This is a genomic window from Rhizobium sp. GR12 (assembly GCF_036596185.1).
GTDB classification, from domain to species: domain Bacteria; phylum Pseudomonadota; class Alphaproteobacteria; order Rhizobiales; family Rhizobiaceae; genus Agrobacterium; species Agrobacterium nepotum.
This window is the reverse complement of record NZ_JASXTH010000008.1, coordinates 114,366-132,114: the sequence shown is the minus strand read 5'-3', so window position 1 is coordinate 132,114 and position 17,749 is coordinate 114,366. Positions and strand designations below refer to the sequence as shown.

The 17,749-nt window shown below is 60.5% G+C and carries 15 protein-coding genes and 1 pseudogene; 8 read left to right on the top strand and 8 right to left on the bottom strand.

Annotated features, from left to right (window positions below):
• Nucleotides 1-4: 4 nt before the first annotated feature.
• Both QSK43_RS15540 and QSK43_RS15535 read left to right on the top strand, forming a co-directional pair.
• The gene (locus QSK43_RS15540) at nt 5-508 is read left to right on the top strand and encodes a DUF995 domain-containing protein (RefSeq protein ID WP_045017794.1); all 504 of its coding nucleotides are present in this window, start codon (nt 5-7) and stop codon (nt 506-508) included.
• 11 nt (nt 509-519) lie between these two features.
• Nucleotides 520-1,482 carry a glycoside hydrolase family 26 protein gene (locus QSK43_RS15535; RefSeq protein WP_332304185.1) on the top strand — a complete coding sequence of 321 codons (963 nt, stop codon included), beginning with the start codon at nt 520-522 and terminating at the stop codon, nt 1,480-1,482.
• Between the two features lie 53 nt (nt 1,483-1,535).
• On the opposite strand, the gene QSK43_RS15530 is transcribed toward QSK43_RS15535, so the two are convergent.
• From QSK43_RS15530 to QSK43_RS15520, 3 genes are all read right to left on the bottom strand, one after another.
• Entirely contained in the window at nt 1,536-2,720 is a 1,185-nt protein-coding gene (locus QSK43_RS15530; RefSeq protein WP_332304184.1) for an AGE family epimerase/isomerase, read from the bottom strand.
• A gap of 189 nt (nt 2,721-2,909) precedes the next feature.
• Nucleotides 2,910-4,067, bottom strand: a complete 1,158-nt coding sequence (locus QSK43_RS15525; RefSeq protein ID WP_332304183.1) for an amidohydrolase — start codon at nt 4,065-4,067, stop codon at nt 2,910-2,912.
• Between the two features lie 60 nt (nt 4,068-4,127).
• Nucleotides 4,128-5,774: a GNAT family N-acetyltransferase gene (locus QSK43_RS15520; protein ID WP_332304182.1), complete on the bottom strand. Its 1,647-nt coding sequence runs from the start codon at nt 5,772-5,774 to the stop codon at nt 4,128-4,130.
• A gap of 296 nt (nt 5,775-6,070) precedes the next feature.
• On the opposite strand from QSK43_RS15520, the pseudogene QSK43_RS15515 reads away from it, so the two are divergent.
• Together QSK43_RS15515 and QSK43_RS15510 are read left to right on the top strand one after the other, a co-directional pair.
• Nucleotides 6,071-6,163: pseudogene (locus tag QSK43_RS15515) on the top strand (SDR family oxidoreductase); the annotation flags it as partial.
• Nucleotides 6,164-6,200: 37 nt separating this feature from the next.
• The gene (locus QSK43_RS15510) at nt 6,201-7,553 is read left to right on the top strand and encodes an aspartate aminotransferase family protein (RefSeq protein ID WP_332304181.1); all 1,353 of its coding nucleotides are present in this window, start codon (nt 6,201-6,203) and stop codon (nt 7,551-7,553) included.
• A gap of 57 nt (nt 7,554-7,610) precedes the next feature.
• Here the strand turns inward: QSK43_RS15510 and QSK43_RS15505 are convergent, their stop codons facing one another.
• Both QSK43_RS15505 and QSK43_RS15500 read right to left on the bottom strand, forming a co-directional pair.
• A complete protein-coding gene (locus tag QSK43_RS15505; protein ID WP_332304180.1) occupies nt 7,611-8,048 on the bottom strand; it encodes an EamA family transporter in 438 nt (145 codons plus the stop codon).
• A 192-nt stretch (nt 8,049-8,240) separates the two neighbouring features.
• Complete coding sequence (locus QSK43_RS15500) at nt 8,241-9,587, bottom strand: dicarboxylate/amino acid:cation symporter (RefSeq protein ID WP_332304179.1); 1,347 nt, start codon at nt 9,585-9,587, stop codon at nt 8,241-8,243.
• A 236-nt stretch (nt 9,588-9,823) separates the two neighbouring features.
• On the opposite strand from QSK43_RS15500, the gene QSK43_RS15495 reads away from it, so the two are divergent.
• Together QSK43_RS15495 and QSK43_RS15490 are read left to right on the top strand one after the other, a co-directional pair.
• The gene (locus tag QSK43_RS15495) at nt 9,824-11,665 is read left to right on the top strand and encodes a sensor histidine kinase (protein ID WP_332304178.1); all 1,842 of its coding nucleotides are present in this window, start codon (nt 9,824-9,826) and stop codon (nt 11,663-11,665) included.
• A 1-nt stretch (nt 11,666) separates the two neighbouring features.
• A complete protein-coding gene (locus QSK43_RS15490) occupies nt 11,667-13,031 on the top strand; it encodes a sigma-54-dependent transcriptional regulator (RefSeq protein WP_332304177.1) in 1,365 nt (454 codons plus the stop codon).
• A 51-nt stretch (nt 13,032-13,082) separates the two neighbouring features.
• On the opposite strand, the gene QSK43_RS15485 is transcribed toward QSK43_RS15490, so the two are convergent.
• Entirely contained in the window at nt 13,083-13,586 is a 504-nt protein-coding gene (locus tag QSK43_RS15485) for a BA14K family protein (protein ID WP_045017812.1), read from the bottom strand.
• 180 nt (nt 13,587-13,766) lie between these two features.
• Here QSK43_RS15485 and QSK43_RS15480 point away from each other — a divergent pair, with 180 nt between their 5' ends.
• The gene (locus QSK43_RS15480; protein ID WP_332304176.1) at nt 13,767-14,477 is read left to right on the top strand and encodes a GntR family transcriptional regulator; all 711 of its coding nucleotides are present in this window, start codon (nt 13,767-13,769) and stop codon (nt 14,475-14,477) included.
• 45 nt (nt 14,478-14,522) lie between these two features.
• Here QSK43_RS15480 and QSK43_RS15475 read toward each other — a convergent pair whose 3' ends face one another.
• Both QSK43_RS15475 and alr read right to left on the bottom strand, forming a co-directional pair.
• Nucleotides 14,523-15,779 carry a D-amino acid dehydrogenase gene (locus QSK43_RS15475; RefSeq protein WP_332304175.1) on the bottom strand — a complete coding sequence of 419 codons (1,257 nt, stop codon included), beginning with the start codon at nt 15,777-15,779 and terminating at the stop codon, nt 14,523-14,525.
• Nucleotides 15,780-15,786: 7 nt separating this feature from the next.
• Nucleotides 15,787-16,953 carry an alanine racemase gene (gene alr, locus QSK43_RS15470; protein ID WP_332304174.1) on the bottom strand — a complete coding sequence of 389 codons (1,167 nt, stop codon included), beginning with the start codon at nt 16,951-16,953 and terminating at the stop codon, nt 15,787-15,789.
• 126 nt (nt 16,954-17,079) lie between these two features.
• Here alr and QSK43_RS15465 point away from each other — a divergent pair, with 126 nt between their 5' ends.
• Nucleotides 17,080-17,538: an Lrp/AsnC family transcriptional regulator gene (locus QSK43_RS15465; protein ID WP_045017819.1), complete on the top strand. Its 459-nt coding sequence runs from the start codon at nt 17,080-17,082 to the stop codon at nt 17,536-17,538.
• Nucleotides 17,539-17,749 lie beyond the last annotated feature (211 nt).

Sequence of the window (17,749 nt, the reverse complement as noted above, 5' to 3'; positions counted from 1 at the left end):
TGTGATGAGAACAACAATAAGCAAATGCGGATTCTCCGCTTTCGTACTTTGCCTTGCGGTGGCCGCGCCTAGCGCGGTCCACGCCGCAGGCGGCACGAAGACGCCGAAACCGCTACGGACCAGCGAAGTCGTGGATATGTACTTCGACAAGACCTGGAAATGGGACGCGGGCGGCGGACGTTTCATCGCCGATGGCCGCAAGTTCATTGCCGCCACGGCGGAGAAAGGCACGAAGTCGGTCGGCGAAGGCCGCTGGACAGTGGATGCCAATGGCACGCTGTGCATGCGCGCCACGTGGAAAAGCGTGGCGGGAAGCGGCAAGGCCAATACCTGCTTCGACCACGGCCGTATCGGCCAGGTGCTTTACCAGCGCAAACAGGGCGGCCCCTGGTACGTGTTCCGACACAACCCGCCGCGGCCCGGAGATGAGTTCCTGAAACTTGTCCGCAAGGACGACGTCACTCCGCAGATCGCCGCCTATGGCACGGCGATGACTGCGACGAGGTAGGAGGAAGTGTCATGCAAATAACAAGAAGAAGACTGCTCTTCGCAAGTGGGGCTGCTGTCGCTGCTTCAGCCAGCATGTACCCCATGTTCAAACTGGATGCTCAGGGGGTCGCGCCCATGGGCTCCACCGGCATGACGACGCTTGCCGACAAACGCCCGACATTGCATGCGGAAGGTATCCGCTTTGGCGCTTACGATCCGCATGGCGATTTCACCGGACAGACCGGGGTGGCGACGGAACATCTGTTCCTGCCCTGGGAGGACGTGGATCTCGACAGCCTAGCGCTCGCGGACGCCTATGCCCTGGAGCGCAAGCGCAATGTTCTGATCACGGTCGAGCCATGGTCCTGGGACGTCAACTGGCGTCTTACCTCCGACGAGTTGCGCCGCAAGGTGCTGGGAGGCGACTATGACAAGAACATGCAGGCGATCACCGCGCGCATGTCGGCGATGAAAAGCCCGCTCATCCTGCGCTGGGGGCAGGAAATGGAAGACACGTCCGGCCGCTTCTCGTGGTCGGGCTGGAACCCGCAGGACTATATCACGGCGTATAAGCGCATGGTGGACATGACCCGCAAGGCGGTCCCCGGTGTCAAGGTGATGTGGTCTCCAAAAGGCCTGGATGGTCTGCGTGCCTACTATCCCGGTGACAACTACGCGGATCTGGTCGGTCTCTCGGTCTTCGGTCTCGAGGGTTACGACAAGATCGAATATGGCGGGCCGCAGAAGTTCTCCGATCTTCTGCGCAAGGGCTACGGGCTTGTCGAAACCTTCAATAAACCGGTCTGGGTTGCCGAACTGGGTTATGAAGGCGGCGATTCCTATGTCCGTCCATGGATGAACGACGTGACGCTGAAACAGGCGGATTTTCCGAAGCTGGAAGAGGTCGTCTACTTCAACGACAAGGAAGTACACCCATGGCCGCACAATCTCGGTAAGCCCGACTGGCGCGTGGTGCGTCCGGCCAAGGTTTAACTGAGGCCGGTGCGGGCCGAGCGGACGCCCGGCCCGTTCGCCCGCCCGGACATTTAACCGCCGACCGCCAGCACCGCCTCCGCCTCATAGATGGCGCAGACGATGTGGTAGAAGGTGCTGGCCGGTGCCGGTTCGTCCAGCATCGGCCTGTCGGCCGGCCACTTGTCGAACCAAAGTCCCTTGACCGGCGTATCGAGGAAGGGCTGTAGCGCGCCGATGGCCCTTAGGCCGGAGGCGAGATAACGCTGTCTCTCCTCGCCGGACGTGACACTGGCAAGGCGCACCGCCGCCTTCAGCCATTCCGTCTGCGGCCATAGACGCGCCAACGCGTCATGCACGGTGAAATCATCATAGAGGCTCATGATCGCCACCTTGCGGCGCGGGCAGATGCCGTGTTCCTCGCCGATTGCAAACAGGCGTTTGGCCTTGGCGATCGCCTCGTCATTATTGCGCAGGCTGCCCCAGCGCACCAGAAGCCAGGCCCATTCGAACTGGTGGCCGGGTTCCATGATGCGGCCCTTGTCACCCTCATAGGGCATCCAGTCATGACCGAAGAATTCGCGCAGCCCGCCATTGCCGCTGTCGATGAAGCGGGTGAGCGCAAGGCCGGCGATCTCGTCGGCCAGCGCCGACCATGGGCCTTCGGGATCCTGCGCCTCCCAGGCCAGCATCGCCTCGAAAAGATGCATGTGCGGATTGGAGCAGAGCGGCGTGCGCGGCGGATTTGCCTCCTCGAAGCCGGCGACGGGGTGCTTGTAGTCGCGCTTGAGGATGGCAAGGATATCCAGCGCCCGGCCGCGCATCTCGTCCTTGCGGTCGGGAAGCGCTGCGGCGGTCTGTGCGGCGGCGAAAAGTGCGAAAGCCTGATTGTAGAGATCGAAGGACGGGTCGATCAGCCTGCCGGTCTGGTCGGCGAGGTTGCCGTAAAGGCCGTTGTCGAGACGGTAGACCTTTTCGAACCAGCTCAAACCATGCAGCAGCGCCTCCTTCCACGGACCCTGCCAGCCGTGCTGGCCGGCGGCGGCGAAACAATAGGCCTGACGCGGCTGCACGCGGGCGCGGCGATCATCGGAAAAAACCGGTTTCGCATCCTGGCCGAGGCGTTCGTAAAAGCCGCCGTCCGGACGGGCGGAACCCGCATCCCACCATAGCGGCAGGGCATCTTCGTCCAGCCATTTCCGTAATGTTCCTATCTCTTCGGCAAGCGCCTGAGCGATACTCGGAAATTGCACAGTCATGCGTCAACTCTCTGTTTCTACAGTTGAATGAAAAAAGTAGGTCAATAAAAATACGCAACTATAGAGGCAAGTAGACCATGGGACATATTGCGCTGCAACCGTAAAATTATCGACCTCACGCCCAGCGAACCCATGCCGGCGTGATTGGTTCCACCGTCCTGTGCGGCAAGCGAAGTTCTCCCCTGTACTTCATTGCCGTTCTTCGGTGAGGTTGCGGATGATGCGCATGAAGATACGCGCGCCGATGCCGATCAGCGCATCCGGAAAGTCGTAGTCCGGATTGTGCAGATTGGGATAATCCCTGCCTGCGCCAAGAAAGAACATGGCGGATGACGAGACGGCGCGGAACCGGCCAAAATCCTCCGAGGCCCGCATGGGCAGGCCTTCCGAACCATGAGAAATCTTCTCTCCCGCCACCGCCCGCAGGATTTGTTCGACGGCCTCCGGGGAATTTTCGCAATGCAGGAAAATATCGTCATAGGCGATGTCGAGCGTCAGTTTCTGGTCGCCCGCAACCTTTTTCGCCAGCGCTTCTGCATCCGCGCAAAGTTTTTCCATCCGGTCGTCGGTCAGCGTCCTGAGCGTCGCCCAGATTTCTGCGTCTGCCGGGGAAATGCCGAAGGCCGTTTCGCCCATTGACGCATGGGTGATCGTTACCATCGAAAAATCGGGCTGCGGCGGAAAGCCGGAACCGAGATCGGTCAGAGCCGGCATCAACTCCGATATCGCCCGCATCGGCGAGACGCCGTGTTCCGGGGAGGATGCGTGCGCTGTCTTGCCGGAGAGGCGTATCTTGATACCGCGCGAGGCGCAGTTGACTGGACCTTCCACCACGCTGACATGGCCGAACGGCAGGCCGGGCAGGTTATGAAGCGAAAAGGAATAGTCCGGCTTTATCTCCGAAAAGCGTGGATCGGCGATGACGGCCGCCGCACCGGCACCGGTTTCTTCCGCCGGCTGGTAAAGTAGGATGACGCTGCCGGTCTGCGGACGCTTTCGGGACAGGCCGAGCGCCAGCGCCGTCAGAATGGTGGAATGACCGTCATGGCCGCAAAGATGGCCCTTGCCGTCGGTGCCGGAACGGTGCTCTGCCTCACTCTTTTCGTGAATAGGCAGGGCATCGAGTTCCGAGCGGATCAGGATCGCCGGACCGCTTTTCCCGCTGTCATAGACTGCTGCCACGCCATGGCCGCCGAGATCGGCGAAAAGCCGATCGGGCTTTGCCTGCTCGAGGAAAGCGCGGATGCGCCGTGCTGTTTCCTTCTCTTCGCCGGAAATTTCCGGATGGCGGTGCAGATCATGGCGAAGCTCGACAAGATCGAGCATGTCCTTGTTGGTCAGAAACATCAAAAATCCTTGCAAGTCGTCCGGCCAGTTTTTCCCGCCGCAACTTACAGATCAATGCCTTCAATGCAAAACCTTTGGCGGGTGCCAGCGCTTGCCCGTTGTTTTCGGCTTCGCGGCAAGGGTGATGACGTCAGCCGGCAGCGAAACCCTGGTCTTTGCCAGTTCCAGCCGGGCAAGGGCGGTCCGCGCCTTTTCCGCATATTCCAGATGCGCCGCGTCGTCCGAATGATAATGCTGCAACCTGTCGAGGATTTCGGCGCCTTCCATCGTTCTTTCGGCCGCAATGAGGGCGACGGCGCATTTGTACAGCGCCTCGCGGTGGAAGGGTGCGCGATTGGTCACCTGACGGAATGCTTCGGATGCCTCGTGGTATTGCTGTTGCGCCAGCCGCGTTTCGCCGATGCGCATCCACAGCAGAACCGGGTCCTGACCGCTGCCGAGGAGCCCGAGGAAAGCGATTTCCGCTTCCCGGAATTCGCCGCGGTCAAAGGTCAGATTGGCCAGCCCGAATTGCGCACCAAGGTGATCGGGCGCTGCCGCCAGTACCTGGGAAAAGGCGATGTTGGCGGCCGCTTTCTTACCCATCTTGTAAAGTTTGAGGCCCTCTTCGTAGACGAAGCGAATGCTGCGCGGGTGGAGTGTGCCGCCGAGATTGTCGCCGGAGCGGGTGCGGAACAGCGTGCAGCTGAGCTTCTGTTCTTCCGGTCCGAAGAAATATTTATACGGCTCGTTGCCGCGCAGGAAATCATAGGTCCTGAAACCCTGCTCTATGGCGCGGCGGATGCAGTGCCCATGCAGGACCAGCCCGGGTGAGGGGGTCTTCCAGTTTTCGTCACGGCCGGTGATGTAAAACAGTATCGACATTTTCTGCCGGTCGATGATGTTGGCAAGCGCACCCAGCGGCTGGTTTCCGAACCAGAGAACCGGCACTTCCAGATCACCGCGAATATAGCAGTCCATCAGCATCTGCCGTGTCGCGCCGATCAGAAGTTCCGTGCGCTCCTTGCCCTTGTGAGGCGCCCAGCGGATGCGCCAGAAATCGAACAGGATGTCCATATCCCGCTTGATCGTGTCCCTGGTCGCAAAAGTGATGCGGTATTCGTCGCCACCCTCCACCTTCCGCATGAAACGCCGCAGCTTCTGGCGTGTCTGACTGCTCATATGGCTGTCGAGATAGCCGTCGAAGCTGTCCGGCAGGGTCACGACCGGGCAGATGCAATTGTTGATGTTGTAGGAGTTGGTCGGCATGTTGTCGCGGAACATGACGAGCGGACCCTGAAGCGCGCGGAGCATCGCATCGCGCCGTTTCGGCGGGCCGGAGAGATAGTCGAGCTTGAGTTCCGTCCAGTTCTGCTGCCGAATATAGGAACAGAAACCGGCGACCGCGTTATTTTCATATTCCGGCAGGGTGATGAAGCCGGTGTAATCCGCCGCCGCATTGCCGGCCATGACGATGCTGTCGTGAAAGCGGCCGGTTTTCTTGTCCGGTTCGGTGACTATGCGCAATGGAAAAAACGCGACATAGGGCGATCCTTCCGGGCGTTCTCTCAGCGCCAGAATGAACCAGCGCTTGCGTCGCGGCATGTAATCCCGCAGCCATCCCCAGGACAGGAAATGCCGGGCGTGGGGATCGGCCGTGAACACCGCGTCCCAGTTCTGCCGGATCGCCTTGAAGCCGGCGTCGGTGTCGATGATGTCGATACGCATTCGTCCCCCTCCCAATACAGATCACACTTTCGGGAGGCTGCATTATTAGGGGCAAATCGCCGGCTTCAAATATTCCCTTCGGGTGAAAGGCCCACATCAAATGGGATTAGCCCGTGCTCTGTCCGCCGTTCGGGGGATGTGGCAAAAAAGCGCTTGTCAGCGGGTTGCAGCGCTCTAACATGCTGTCTGAATGCGCGCCGGATCAACAAGGTAAGCTTGCCGCTCTCGTCAACAATGCCGGTATCTCGCCGAAGGGCGAAGGCGGAAGCCGTCTCGGCGTTGCCGACACCACGGCGGAAGTGGCGCAAACCATCTATTTCCTTTGCTCGGAAGAATCGAGCTACATCAACGGCGCAGAAATTCTCATCAATGGCGGCCAGCACGTCTGACGCTTCAGCCCATTCAACCGAAACGGAGCCTTTATCCATGACCATCCTGCCGAATTCCGTCGAGGCACGCGATATCGCCTATCAGATGCATCCGAACGTCAACCTGCGCAAATTCGAGAAGACCGGCGGTCTGGTGATCGAGAGTGGTGAGGGCATCTACGTGACCGATAGCAGCGGCAAGCGCTATATCGAGGCGATGGCGGGGCTCTGGTCGGTAGCGCTTGGCTTCGGTGAACAGCGGCTGGTGGATGCTGCAACGAAGCAGATGCAGAAGCTGCCCTATTACCATACGTTCTCTTACAAGACGCACGGCCCATCCGTCGATCTTGCCGAACTTCTGATCGAACTTTCGCCGGTACCGATGTCGAAGGTGCATTTCACCTCGTCTGGCTCGGAGGCGAACGATCTCGTCGCCAAGATGGTCTGGTATCGCTCCAATGCGCTCGGCAAAAAGGACAAGAAAAAGATCATCGGCCGCATCAAGGGCTATCATGGCGTGACGATCGCTTCGGCCTCGATCACCGGTCTGCCGCGCAACCATGAAAGCTTCGACCTGCCGCTCGACCGCATGCTGCATACGGCCTGCCCCTCCTATGTGCATTTCGGCAGGGACGGCGAAAGCGAGGCGGATTTCACCACGCGTATCCTGAAGGAACTCGAAGATCTGATCCTGAGCGAAGGCCCCGAAACTGTCGCCGCCTTCTGGGGCGAGCCGGTGATGGGTGCGGGCGGCGTGCTCCTGCCACCTGAAGGATATTGGGAAGGCGTGCAGGCGATCCTGAAGAAATACGACATTCTGCTTGTCGTGGACGAGGTGATCTGCGGTTTCGGTCGCACCGGCAAGATGTTCGCCTGCGAGACCTATGGGATCAAGCCGGATGTGCTTGTCGTTTCCAAGCAGATATCCTCATCCTACATGCCGCTTTCGGCGATCATCATGAACGATGATTTCTACCAGCCGATCGCCGACCAGTCAGACCGCATTGGTTCCTTCGGCCATGGTTATACCGCCTCCGGCCATCCGGTCGCGACGGCTGTGGGTCTGGAAAACCTGAAGATCATTCAGGAGCGCGATCTGGTCGGCAATGTCGCCCGGCTGGAAGGCAAGTTCCTCGATCATCTGAAGGCGCTTGCGGACCACCCGCTGGTGCATTCCTCGCGTGGCGTCGGTCTCCTCGGCGCGCTGGAGATAAAGCCATGGGAGGGCACGAAGCCGGGCGATGCGACGCTGGCCATCGCCGTTGCCATCGAGGAGGAGGGTGTAATCACCCGGCCGATCGGCGAAGCCATCTGCTTCTGCCCGCCGCTGATCATCACGGCCGAGCAGCTTGACGACCTGTTCGCCGGTGTGAAGCGCGGTCTGGACAAGGTCGCGGCGGCACGCGCCTGACGACTTTGCGAATGGTCCCGGCCGGTTTATCCGGCCGGGCATAGCTGTTCAGTCGCCTTATCCCCGGTATGCCACAAGCACCGCGCCGCAGGCGATCAGCGCCACTCCCAGCCAGTTGGGCAGCGACAGCCGTTCTCCCAGAAACAGCACAGCGAAGACGGCGACGAAGACGACACTGAGCTTGTCGATAGGAGCGACGCGGGCCGCATCGCCGATTTTCAGCGCCCGGAAGTAACATATCCACGAAGCGCCGGTCGCCAGACCCGAGAGCACGAGAAATAGCCAGGTGCGCCCCGAAATGGTGGAGGGCTGCTGCCAGTTGCCGGTGAAATAAACCATCAGGCCAGCGGCCGCGAGAATGACGATGGTGCGGATGAAGGTGGCGAAATCGGAATTGACGTTTTCGATGCCGATCTTCGCAAAAATCGCGGTCAATGCCGCGAAAGCCGCCGATAGCAGCGCCCAGAATTGCCAGGCCAGAAACAGGTTCTTCATGTGGGCCTACTCCGTTCTTCGCATTCCTTCTTGCTTGATCTGGCCTATAACATCGGCACGGCGTTAAAAACTGTTTTCGGCGGTTATGAAGGCTTCAAACGATGAAAGGCCGGCGCATCGATGTGATGCGCCGGCCTTCATGCGAAAGCCTGCCCGGACAGAACCGGGACAGGCGGACCTTGGGAGGCCGTATTATTCGGCGGGCTGAACCGCACCCGGAAGCTGATCCACATCGGCTATGCCGGTGAATTCTTCCTGACCGCTCAGCACGCGGGCGAGTTGATCTTCGTCCAGTTCGCCTTCCCAGCGGGCGACGACGATGGTGGCGACCGCATTGCCGACGAAGTTGGTAAGTGCACGGCACTCCGACATGAAGCGGTCGATGCCGAGGATCAGCGCCATGCCCGCAACCGGAACCGAAGGCACGACGGAGAGCGTTGCGGCCAGCGTGATGAAGCCTGCGCCGGTAATGCCGGCAGCACCCTTGGACGACAGCATCGCCACGAGCAGCAGCAGGATCTGTTCGCCGAAGGACAGGTGGATGCCGGTTGCCTGCGCGATGAAGAGAGCCGCCAGCGTCATGTAGATGTTGGTGCCGTCGAGGTTGAAGGAATAACCGGTGGGGATGACGAGACCAACGACGGAGCGCTTGCAGCCCGCCTTTTCCATCTTGCTCATCAGGCCGGGCAGGGCGGCTTCGGAAGATGACGTGCCGAGAACCAGCAGCAGTTCTTCCTTGATATAGCGGATGAGGGCGACGATGGAGAAGCCGTTATAGCGGCAGACGGCACCGAGAACCACGAACACGAACAGGGCGGACGTGATGTAGAAGGTGCCGATCAGCATGGCGAGGTTGGTGACGGACGAGATGCCGTATTTGCCGATGGTGAAAGCCATGGCGCCGAAAGCGCCGATGGGGGCTGCCTTCATCAGGATCGCGACCAGCTTGAAGATCGGGTACATCATGGCATGCATGAAATCGGTGACGGGCTTGCCCTTCTCGCCGACGATGCCGAGCGCGATACCGAACAGCACGGAGAAGAACAGCACCTGCAGGATATCACCGCTGGCGAATGCACCGACGATGGTGGTCGGGATGATGTTCATCAGGAAGCCGGTGATGGTCTGCTCATGGGCCTTGTCGGCGTAGGTCGCGACGGCCGAGGCATCCAGCGTGGACGGATCGATGTTCATGCCGGCGCCCGGCTGCACCGTGTTGGCGACAATGAGACCGACGATGAGCGCGAGCGTGGAGAATGTGAGGAAGTAAATCATAGCCTTGCCGGCCACGCGTCCGACCTTCTTCATGTCGTTCATGCCGGCAATGCCGGTTGCAACCGTGAGGAAGATGACGGGAGCGATGATCATCTTGACGAGGCGGATGAAGCCGTCGCCCAGCGGCTTCAGCTGTTCAGCGAAGGCCGGATAGAAATGGCCGAGCGCGATACCGGCGATGATGGCGACCAGAACCTGGAAATACAGGTGCTTGTAGAATGGCTGCTTGGCGTGGCCTGCAGCCACGGCTGTCGTATCGATCATGTTTTTTCCTCCTCGGCCTCACCCTGCCTTTATTGGCCTCCCGGGATCGCCATGACGTTGACGGCTTCGCGCCGATTGAGGAGTCATGAGCAATACGCATGCCAGATGTGCTTATTTGGTGTAACTGACTGATTTGAAAAGTACTTTTTATTGGCGCTTTGCCGGCCCGGAGACATCTGTGTGGAATTCCGGACAAAATCCCTTGCGATCTGTGTGTAAATCCGCACAATTGTCGCATGGCCCATGAAGAGCAGGTATCTCATTCCCAGGCGAAACGGCGGGCGCAATGGCTGGCGCTGGCGGGCCTGTGGCTGCTCGTCAGTCTCGGCATCCTGCTGGCGGCGGATGAGTTCGCCCGTATCCGGGCGATGCGGACGACGGGGCTTGAAGCTTCCACGGATGCGGAACTGAAGATTGCGCTTCTGAATGTAGCGCTGGAACGGCCCCGCGCCATTCCGCTGGTTCTGTCCGGCGATCCCGATCTGGCCACCGCGCTGGACGGCGGCGGGGCCTCCGCCATTGACCGGCTGAACCGCAAGCTGGAAGGGCTGATCGAAGGCACGCAATCCTCGGTGATCTATGTCACCGGGCCGACCGGATTGACCATTGCATCCAGCAACTGGCGGCAGGCCGACAGCTTCGTCGGCACCAATTATGCATTCCGGGAGTATTTTCAGGCGGCGATGAATACCGGCATGTCCGAACATTATGCGCTCGGCAATGTCAGCCGCCGGCCGGGTCTCTACATTTCCCGCCGCGTCGATGCCGCCGACGGGAGACCACTTGGGGTCGTCATTGCCAAGGTCGAGTTCAACCGGCTGGAAGCGGATTGGAACATCGGCGGCAAGCCGGTCTATGTGGTTGACGGAAACGGCGTCGTGCTGATGACGAGCGTGTCGGAATGGCGCTTCAAGACCGTTGCACCGATTGACGAGGCGCGGCGGAAAGCCATTTCCGAAAGCCTGCAATTCGGCAACGAAGCACTTTCCTTATTGCCCTTCCGGGCAATCCGGTCGCCGCAGGTTGGGGCTCCGCTCGTCCATGTTGGCGAACCCGGCGGGCAGCGCGGCGATTATCTGCGGCTGGAAATGCCGGTGCCGACGACCTCATGGACATTGCATTATCTGCAACCCGTCGCACCGGCGCTGAACGCCGCCATCCGCGAGGGCAGGGTGGTGGCGTTGGCGATGCTGATGCCGCTGATGGCTCTTTCGGCGCTGTGGCTGTGGCGCAGGCACAAGGCGCTGCGGGAAAAGGAAGAGGAGCAGCGCGCCCGTTCCGAGCTGGAAATAAAGGTGCAGGAGCGGACGCGCGACCTGACGAAAACCCGCGACCACCTTCAGGCGGAAATTGCCCTGCATGAAAAGACGACAGGCGAATTGCGCAATGTGCAGCACGAACTGGTGCAGGCCAACCGCCTTTCCATTCTCGGCCAGGTGGCGGCGGGGGTGGCGCATGAGATCAACCAGCCGGTGGCGACAATCCGCACCTTTGCCGACAATGCCCGCACCCTGCTGAAACGCGGCCGCGTGTCCGAGGCGACCGAAAATCTCGAAAACATCGCGGCCTTGACCGAGCGTATCGGCACGATCACCGGCGACCTGAAGATATTGGCCCGCAAGGGCCGCACCGCCGCCGAGCCTGTAAGCGTCAAACTGGTCGTCGAAGGTGCGGTCATGCTGTTGCGCAGCCGTTTTTCCGGACAGATGGATGCGCTGGATATCGTGTTGCCGGATCAGGATATGAAAGTGCTCGGCAGCCGCATCCGGCTCGAGCAAATCCTCATCAACCTTCTGCAAAACGCGCTGGAAGCCACTGAAGAGATTGGCGCTGCCTGCGTCGAGGTGCGTGTGCGCGAAGAAAGCGACATGGTCGTGCTTTCGGTCAGCGACAATGGCGCAGGCATCCCCGAAGCCATCCGCGCCCAGCTTTTTTCGCCCTTCAATACCTCCAAGGAAAGCGGCCTCGGTCTTGGCCTCGTCATCTCCAACGATATCGCTTCCGACTATGGCGGTCGCATCGAGGTGACGAGCACCGGGGCGGGCACGTCTTTTTCCGTTTATCTGAAGCGAGCATGACATGACGATGGATGGAACCATATTTCTGGTGGACGACGATTCCCAACTGCGCAAGGCGATGGTGCAGACATTGGAACTCGACGGATTACCGGTCACGTCCTTTTCCCGCGCCGAGCAGGCGCTTGCGGCCCTGAATGAGGATTTCGACGGCATCATTATCACCGATGTGCGCATGCCCGGCATGACCGGCCTTGAGTTCTTCGAGCGTGTGCGCAGGATCGACGCCGATCTGCCGGTCATCCTCATCACCGGCCACGGCGATGTGCCGATGGCGATTGATGCGATTCACAACGGGGCTTACGATTTTATCGCCAAGCCTTTTCCGGCCGAACGCATGGTGGAAAGTGCCCGCCGCGCTCTGGAAAAGCGCCGTCTGGTGCTGGAAAACCGTGCCCTTCGTCGGGCAGGGGCTCAAGCGGAGGACGATCTGCCGTTGATCGGCCAGACCCCCGCCATGGAGCGCCTGCGCACCACGCTCAGGCACATTGCCGATACGGATGTGGATGTGCTGGTGGCGGGCGAAACGGGCAGCGGCAAGGAAGTGGTGGCAACGGCGCTTCACCGCTGGAGCAAGAAGCGCTCCAGGGGTAATTTCGTGGCGCTGAATTGCGGGGCGTTGCCGGAAACGGTGATCGAAAGCGAGCTTTTCGGCCATGAGCCTGGGGCTTTCACCGGGGCGCAAAAAAAGCGCGTCGGCCGCATCGAGCATTCCAGTGGCGGCACGCTGTTTCTGGACGAGGTCGAAAGCATGCCGCTTGCCGTGCAGGTGAAGATGCTGCGCGTTCTGGAAATGCGCGAGGTCTCGCCGCTCGGTTCCAACGAGGAGCGGCAGGTCGATATTCGCGTGGTGGCGGCAGCCAAGGTTGATCTTGGCGATCCGGCCGAGCGCGGCACCTTTCGCGAGGATCTTTATTACCGGCTGAATGTGGTGACACTATCCATCCCGCCGTTGCGCGAACGCAGGGCGGATATTCCGCTACTTTTCTCCCACTTCGTCACCAAGGCCGCCAACCGTTTCAACATGCCGGTGCCGCAGATAAGCGCCGGCGTTTCCCGCCGTCTCAACGATCACGACTGGCCGGGCAATGTGCGCGAACTCGGGCATTTCGCCGAAAGGGTGGTGCTGGGGCTGGAGACGGAAGCGGCGGCTGCGCCGGTTTCGCAAACCGCTATCCCGGCTTCCGGCACCCTGCCGGAGCGCATGGACCAGATCGAGGCGCAGATCATCCGCGAAACGCTGGCGCAATCGAACGGAGACGTAGCGGAAACCATCGCAACGCTCGGCATTGCCCGCAAGACCTTTTACGACAAGTTGCAACGCCACGGCATCAATCGGGCGGATTATGTGAAGAACGGCGCGGCGTGAAAAGAGCCGCAGCCTCTCGGCTGTGGCTCCTGCCGGAACTCGCTCTCGCGATTAGCCCGCTACGCAGAAGTGGCGCTGGCCGTCATAGTCCGTAAAGGTGCCGGTCCGGGTATTGAAGCTTCTGTAACGCTGCGAGCAATAGTCGTACCACGCATTGGTCCACGGCTCGATGGTGCGATAGGCGGGACGCTGACCGTATACGGGGCGGCTGTCATAGACGGGCTGCGCGCGGTAAACCGGTGCCGGACGATAGGCGGGGGCAGGACGATAGACCGGCTGCGGCTGGTAGTTCCGGTACTCCGGCTCTTCATAGACGTAGCTCGGCTCATAACGGCGGGGCGGGTCGACATAGACGCGCTCATCGTCCACGGGTGCCGGGCGGGAAAGGGCTGAACCAACGGCGACACCGGCGGCAAGACCGAGAACGCCACCCAGAATGGCGGCATCGCGACGGTCGCGGCGACCCCAGTCATCGGCGGATGCGCTGTTGAAAGGAACGATCGTCGCAGCGGCGACTGCGATAGTCAGAACGGTTTTAGCTGCAAAGGACGACATGGTCTTTTTCCATCCGGGTTGGCAGGGCGCTGCCAGTTGCAAATTCGATGGTTAAAGAAATATAGCTCCCCTGCTGAACGGCCGCTGAATGAATTGTGGCGGGCCGGCGGCGATACTCAATTCCTGTTTGCTTGGTCCGCACGCTTCGCGCTAGAACTCAAGAACAAACAGGACACGCCCATGAGCCTTGCCCAGATAACCGTCAATTCCGATTCGTCGCATGAAGACCGTGCCCAGACCATTCGCGATACGCTGCGCGACGCCATTGTCGACCGGCGGCTCGCACCGGGAACGAAATTGTCGGAATCGGAAGTGGGAACGCTGTTCGACGTCAGCCGCACGGTGGTGCGCGCTGCACTTCAGATGTTGGCCTATGAGGGGCTGGTGAAGGCCGAGCGCAACCGCGGCGCTTTCGTCTCCAATCCGACACCGGATGAGGCGCGCCAGGTTTTCGCCTCGCGCCGGCTGATAGAACCCGGCGTCCTGGACGCGGCAATCGAAAAGATCACGCCTGCGGCGGTGAAACAGCTGAGAGAGCATCTGGTTCAGGAAAGCCGCCACCAGCATGAGCGTGGCCCGAACGCCAGGCGCGCGGAAATCAAGGCGTCGGGCGATTTCCACCTGATGCTGGCCTCGCTTGCGGGCAATGCCATTCTGGAAAAATTCATGGACGAGCTGGTCGCTCGCTCATCGCTGGTCATCGCGCTCTACGGGCGCTCGGGTGTTTCAAGCTGCGGCCACAACGATCATGCCGACCTGCTCGATGCGCTGGAGGCGAAGGATGCAGCGAAGGGCCGCGCGCTCATGCTGCAGCATCTCGACCACATTGAGGCCGATCTCGACCTTCGCATGAAGGAAGGTCTGGCGCTGAAGGATGCGCTGGCGCTTTGAACGGCTGCCCATCCCCTCGTGGGGGATCGGCATTTCTGCCGCGCCTCAGGCTGCGTAACGGCTGAGTGCCAGATCGTGTGTGTCTATCTCGGGCTTGTTCCCGCTGATGAGATCGGCGAGCACTCGGGCCGAGCCACAGGACATGGTCCAGCCAAGCGTGCCGTGGCCGGTGTTGAGATACAGATTGCTGTAACGGGTAGCGCCGATGACCGGTGTTCCGTCCGGTGTCATCGGGCGCAGGCCGCACCAGAATTTCGCCTGTGTCTGGTCGCCCGCGCCACCGAACAGGTCTTCCACCGAATGGGCCAGCGTTTCTTTTCTCGCTTCGGGCAAGTCCTTGCTGAAACCGGCGATCTCCGCCATGCCGCCGGCGCGGATGCGCGAGCCGAGCCGGGTGATCGCCACCTTGAACGTTTCGTCCATGACGGTGGAAACCGGTGCGCGCTCCTCCTTCACGATCGGAACCGTAATGGAGTAACCCTTGACCGGATAAACCGGCAGGGTAAGGCCGAGCTGGCGCACGAATTGCGGAGAATAGCTGCCCAGTGCTGCCACGAAAATATCGGCCTCCACCAACCCTTTGGTGGTCTCCACGGCCTTGATGCGGCCCGCTTCGACGATGGGGCGCATGATGCCGGTATCGTAGATGAAAGTAACGCCCGCCTCTTGCGCCATACGTGCAAGTTCGGTCGTGAACATGAAGCAGTCGCCGGTCTCGTCTCCGGGCAGGCGCAGGCCACCAACGATCTTTTCCTTAGCGGGGGAAAGACCGGGTTCGATGGCGGCACAGCCATCACGGTCGAGAATCTCGAAAGGCACACCGCCCGCGGTCAGCACATCCACATCCTTGCCGATGGAGTCGAATTGCTTCTGGGTGCGGAACACCTCCAGTGTGCCCTGCATGCGCTGGTCATATTCTATGCCGGTCTCGTCGCGCAGCGCCATCAGGCAATCGCGGCTGTATTCGGCGATGCGCACCATGCGGCTTTTGTTGGTGGCGTAGCGGGCCGATGTGCAATTGCGCAGCATCTGGCTCATCCAGCGCCACGCTGCCGGGTCGGCGGTCGGGCGAATGATGAGCGGTGCGTGTTTCATGAACAGCCATTTCATGGCCTTCATCGGGATACCGGGAGCAGCCCATGGTGAAGAATAGCCGGGGGAAACCTCACCCGCATTGGCGAAGCTGGTCTCGAGCGCTGCGGCCGGCTGGCGGTCGATCACCGTCACCTTGTGTCCGGCTTTGGCCAGATACCAGGCGGAGGTCACGCCGATGACGCCGGCTCCGAGAATAGTGACGTTCATGATCGTCTCACTTATGGCTGACAGATGTTGAAGCGGCGGCCGGGGTTTCGCCCGGCTGAATATAGGTGCGGCGGTAACGGCGTCCGAGGCCGGTCAGGATTTCATAGGCGATCGTACCCGCATCGCCTGCAATGTCTTCCAGCGTCTGGTCAGGCCCGATCATCTGCACGAGACTGCCCTGCGTCAATGTTCCCTGGGGCAGGGCGGATATGTCGAGAATGATGCTGTCCATCGAAACACGTCCCGCAATCGGCAGGCGAACGCCATCGTACCATGCCGCGCCGCGATTGCTGAGCGAACGCGGCAGGCCATCGGCATAACCGGCGGCGATCGTCGCAAGGCTCGTCGGGCCGGGCGCTTCGAAGGAGCCACCGTAACCGACCAGCGAGCCGGCCGGAACCGTGCGGGTCTGGATGACGGCGATGTCCAGACGGACGACCGGCTTCATCGGATTTGGGCGGGCAACGGAGGGCGCGCCGCCGTAAAGCGCAATGCCTGGGCGCAGCAGGTGGTTGTGATAATCATTGCCGAGAAAGATGCCGCCGGAGTTGGAAAAACAGACGGGCACGTGAGGAAAGGCGATGGCGGCTTTTCGCATCACGGAGAGCTGCGCGGCATTGGAGAGGTGATCCGGCTCGTCGGCGCAGGCGAGGTGGCTCATTACGAAAGCGATGTCGATACCATCAAGCAATTGTGGCCGGGAGGCGAGGACTTCGAGCTCTTCAGGCGAGAGGCCAAGGCGGCACATGCCGGTATCGATCTGCACTGCGGCGGTGAGCGGCTTGCCGAGCTTTTTGGCATGGGCCGCCCATTGTGCGATCTGTTCGAGCGAATTCAGAACTGGCGTGACGGCCATGGCGGCGCAGGCAGTCTCGTTGCCGGGTTGAAGACCGTTGAGGACGAAAATATTCGCTTGCGCTGAAAGGCGAAGCCGGAGCGCCAGCGCCTCATCGATATGGGCAACGAAGAAATTGCGGCAGCCCGCTTCGAACAGCACCTGCGAGACGATATCGGCGCCGAGGCCGTATGCATCGGCCTTGACGACGGCTGCCGTCTGCGAGGCAGGGGCCATGACCGCAAGCGCCAGATAATTGTCGCGCAATGCGCCAAGATCGATGGTCAGATGGCCGCTTGCACCACCGGCTGCCTGCTGGCGGCTGATCTGCATGTCCATTGTCGTTCACCCTCATTTTTATCCTCTGAGGGTATTGCAACGATTATCGAATATCTTGGCTATTGTTCGAATAAATGCGATAAAATTCACAAATACGCAATTTTCCTTGCTGAATTGGAATTTCCTATGTCGTCTCTCGATGCGACCGACCGCCATATCATCCGCCTGCTTCGGCTCAATGCCCGCATCAGCAATACGAAGCTTGCCGCAGAAGTCGGGCTTTCGGCATCCGCCTGCCTTCGCCGGGTCGATATTCTGGAGCGGGAAGGCATCATCCGGGGCTATACGGCGCTGACCAGCGGTCTTGCGGGCGGGGAGGTGATCTCGGTCATCGTGCAGATCACGCTCGACCGCCAGACCGAGGATTTCCTCAACCGTTTCGAGAATGCGGTACGGCGTTATCCGGAAATTCGCGAATGTTACCTGATGACGGGCGGCTCGGATTATTTCCTGCGATGTGAAGCGGAAAGTGCGGGGGATTTTGAGCGCATTCACAAGGAGATATTGTCGAAGCTGCCGGGGGTTTCGCGGATTCATTCGAGTTTTGCGATCCGGAATGTGTTGGCGACGGCGAAGGTGAAGTGATGATAGAGCGTGGAGTGTGGGGCTTACCCCCCTCTGTCCTGCCGGACATCTCCCCCTCAAGGTGGGAGATCGACAAGCGGAATACTCCTTATTCAATAAGCGACGTATCTCACATTGAGGGGACTACTCGGGACTGAGGCAGAAGCCTCATCCGATCTCCCCCCTTGAGGGGGAGCTGTCCGGCAGGACAGAGGGGGGTGGCCGCATACTC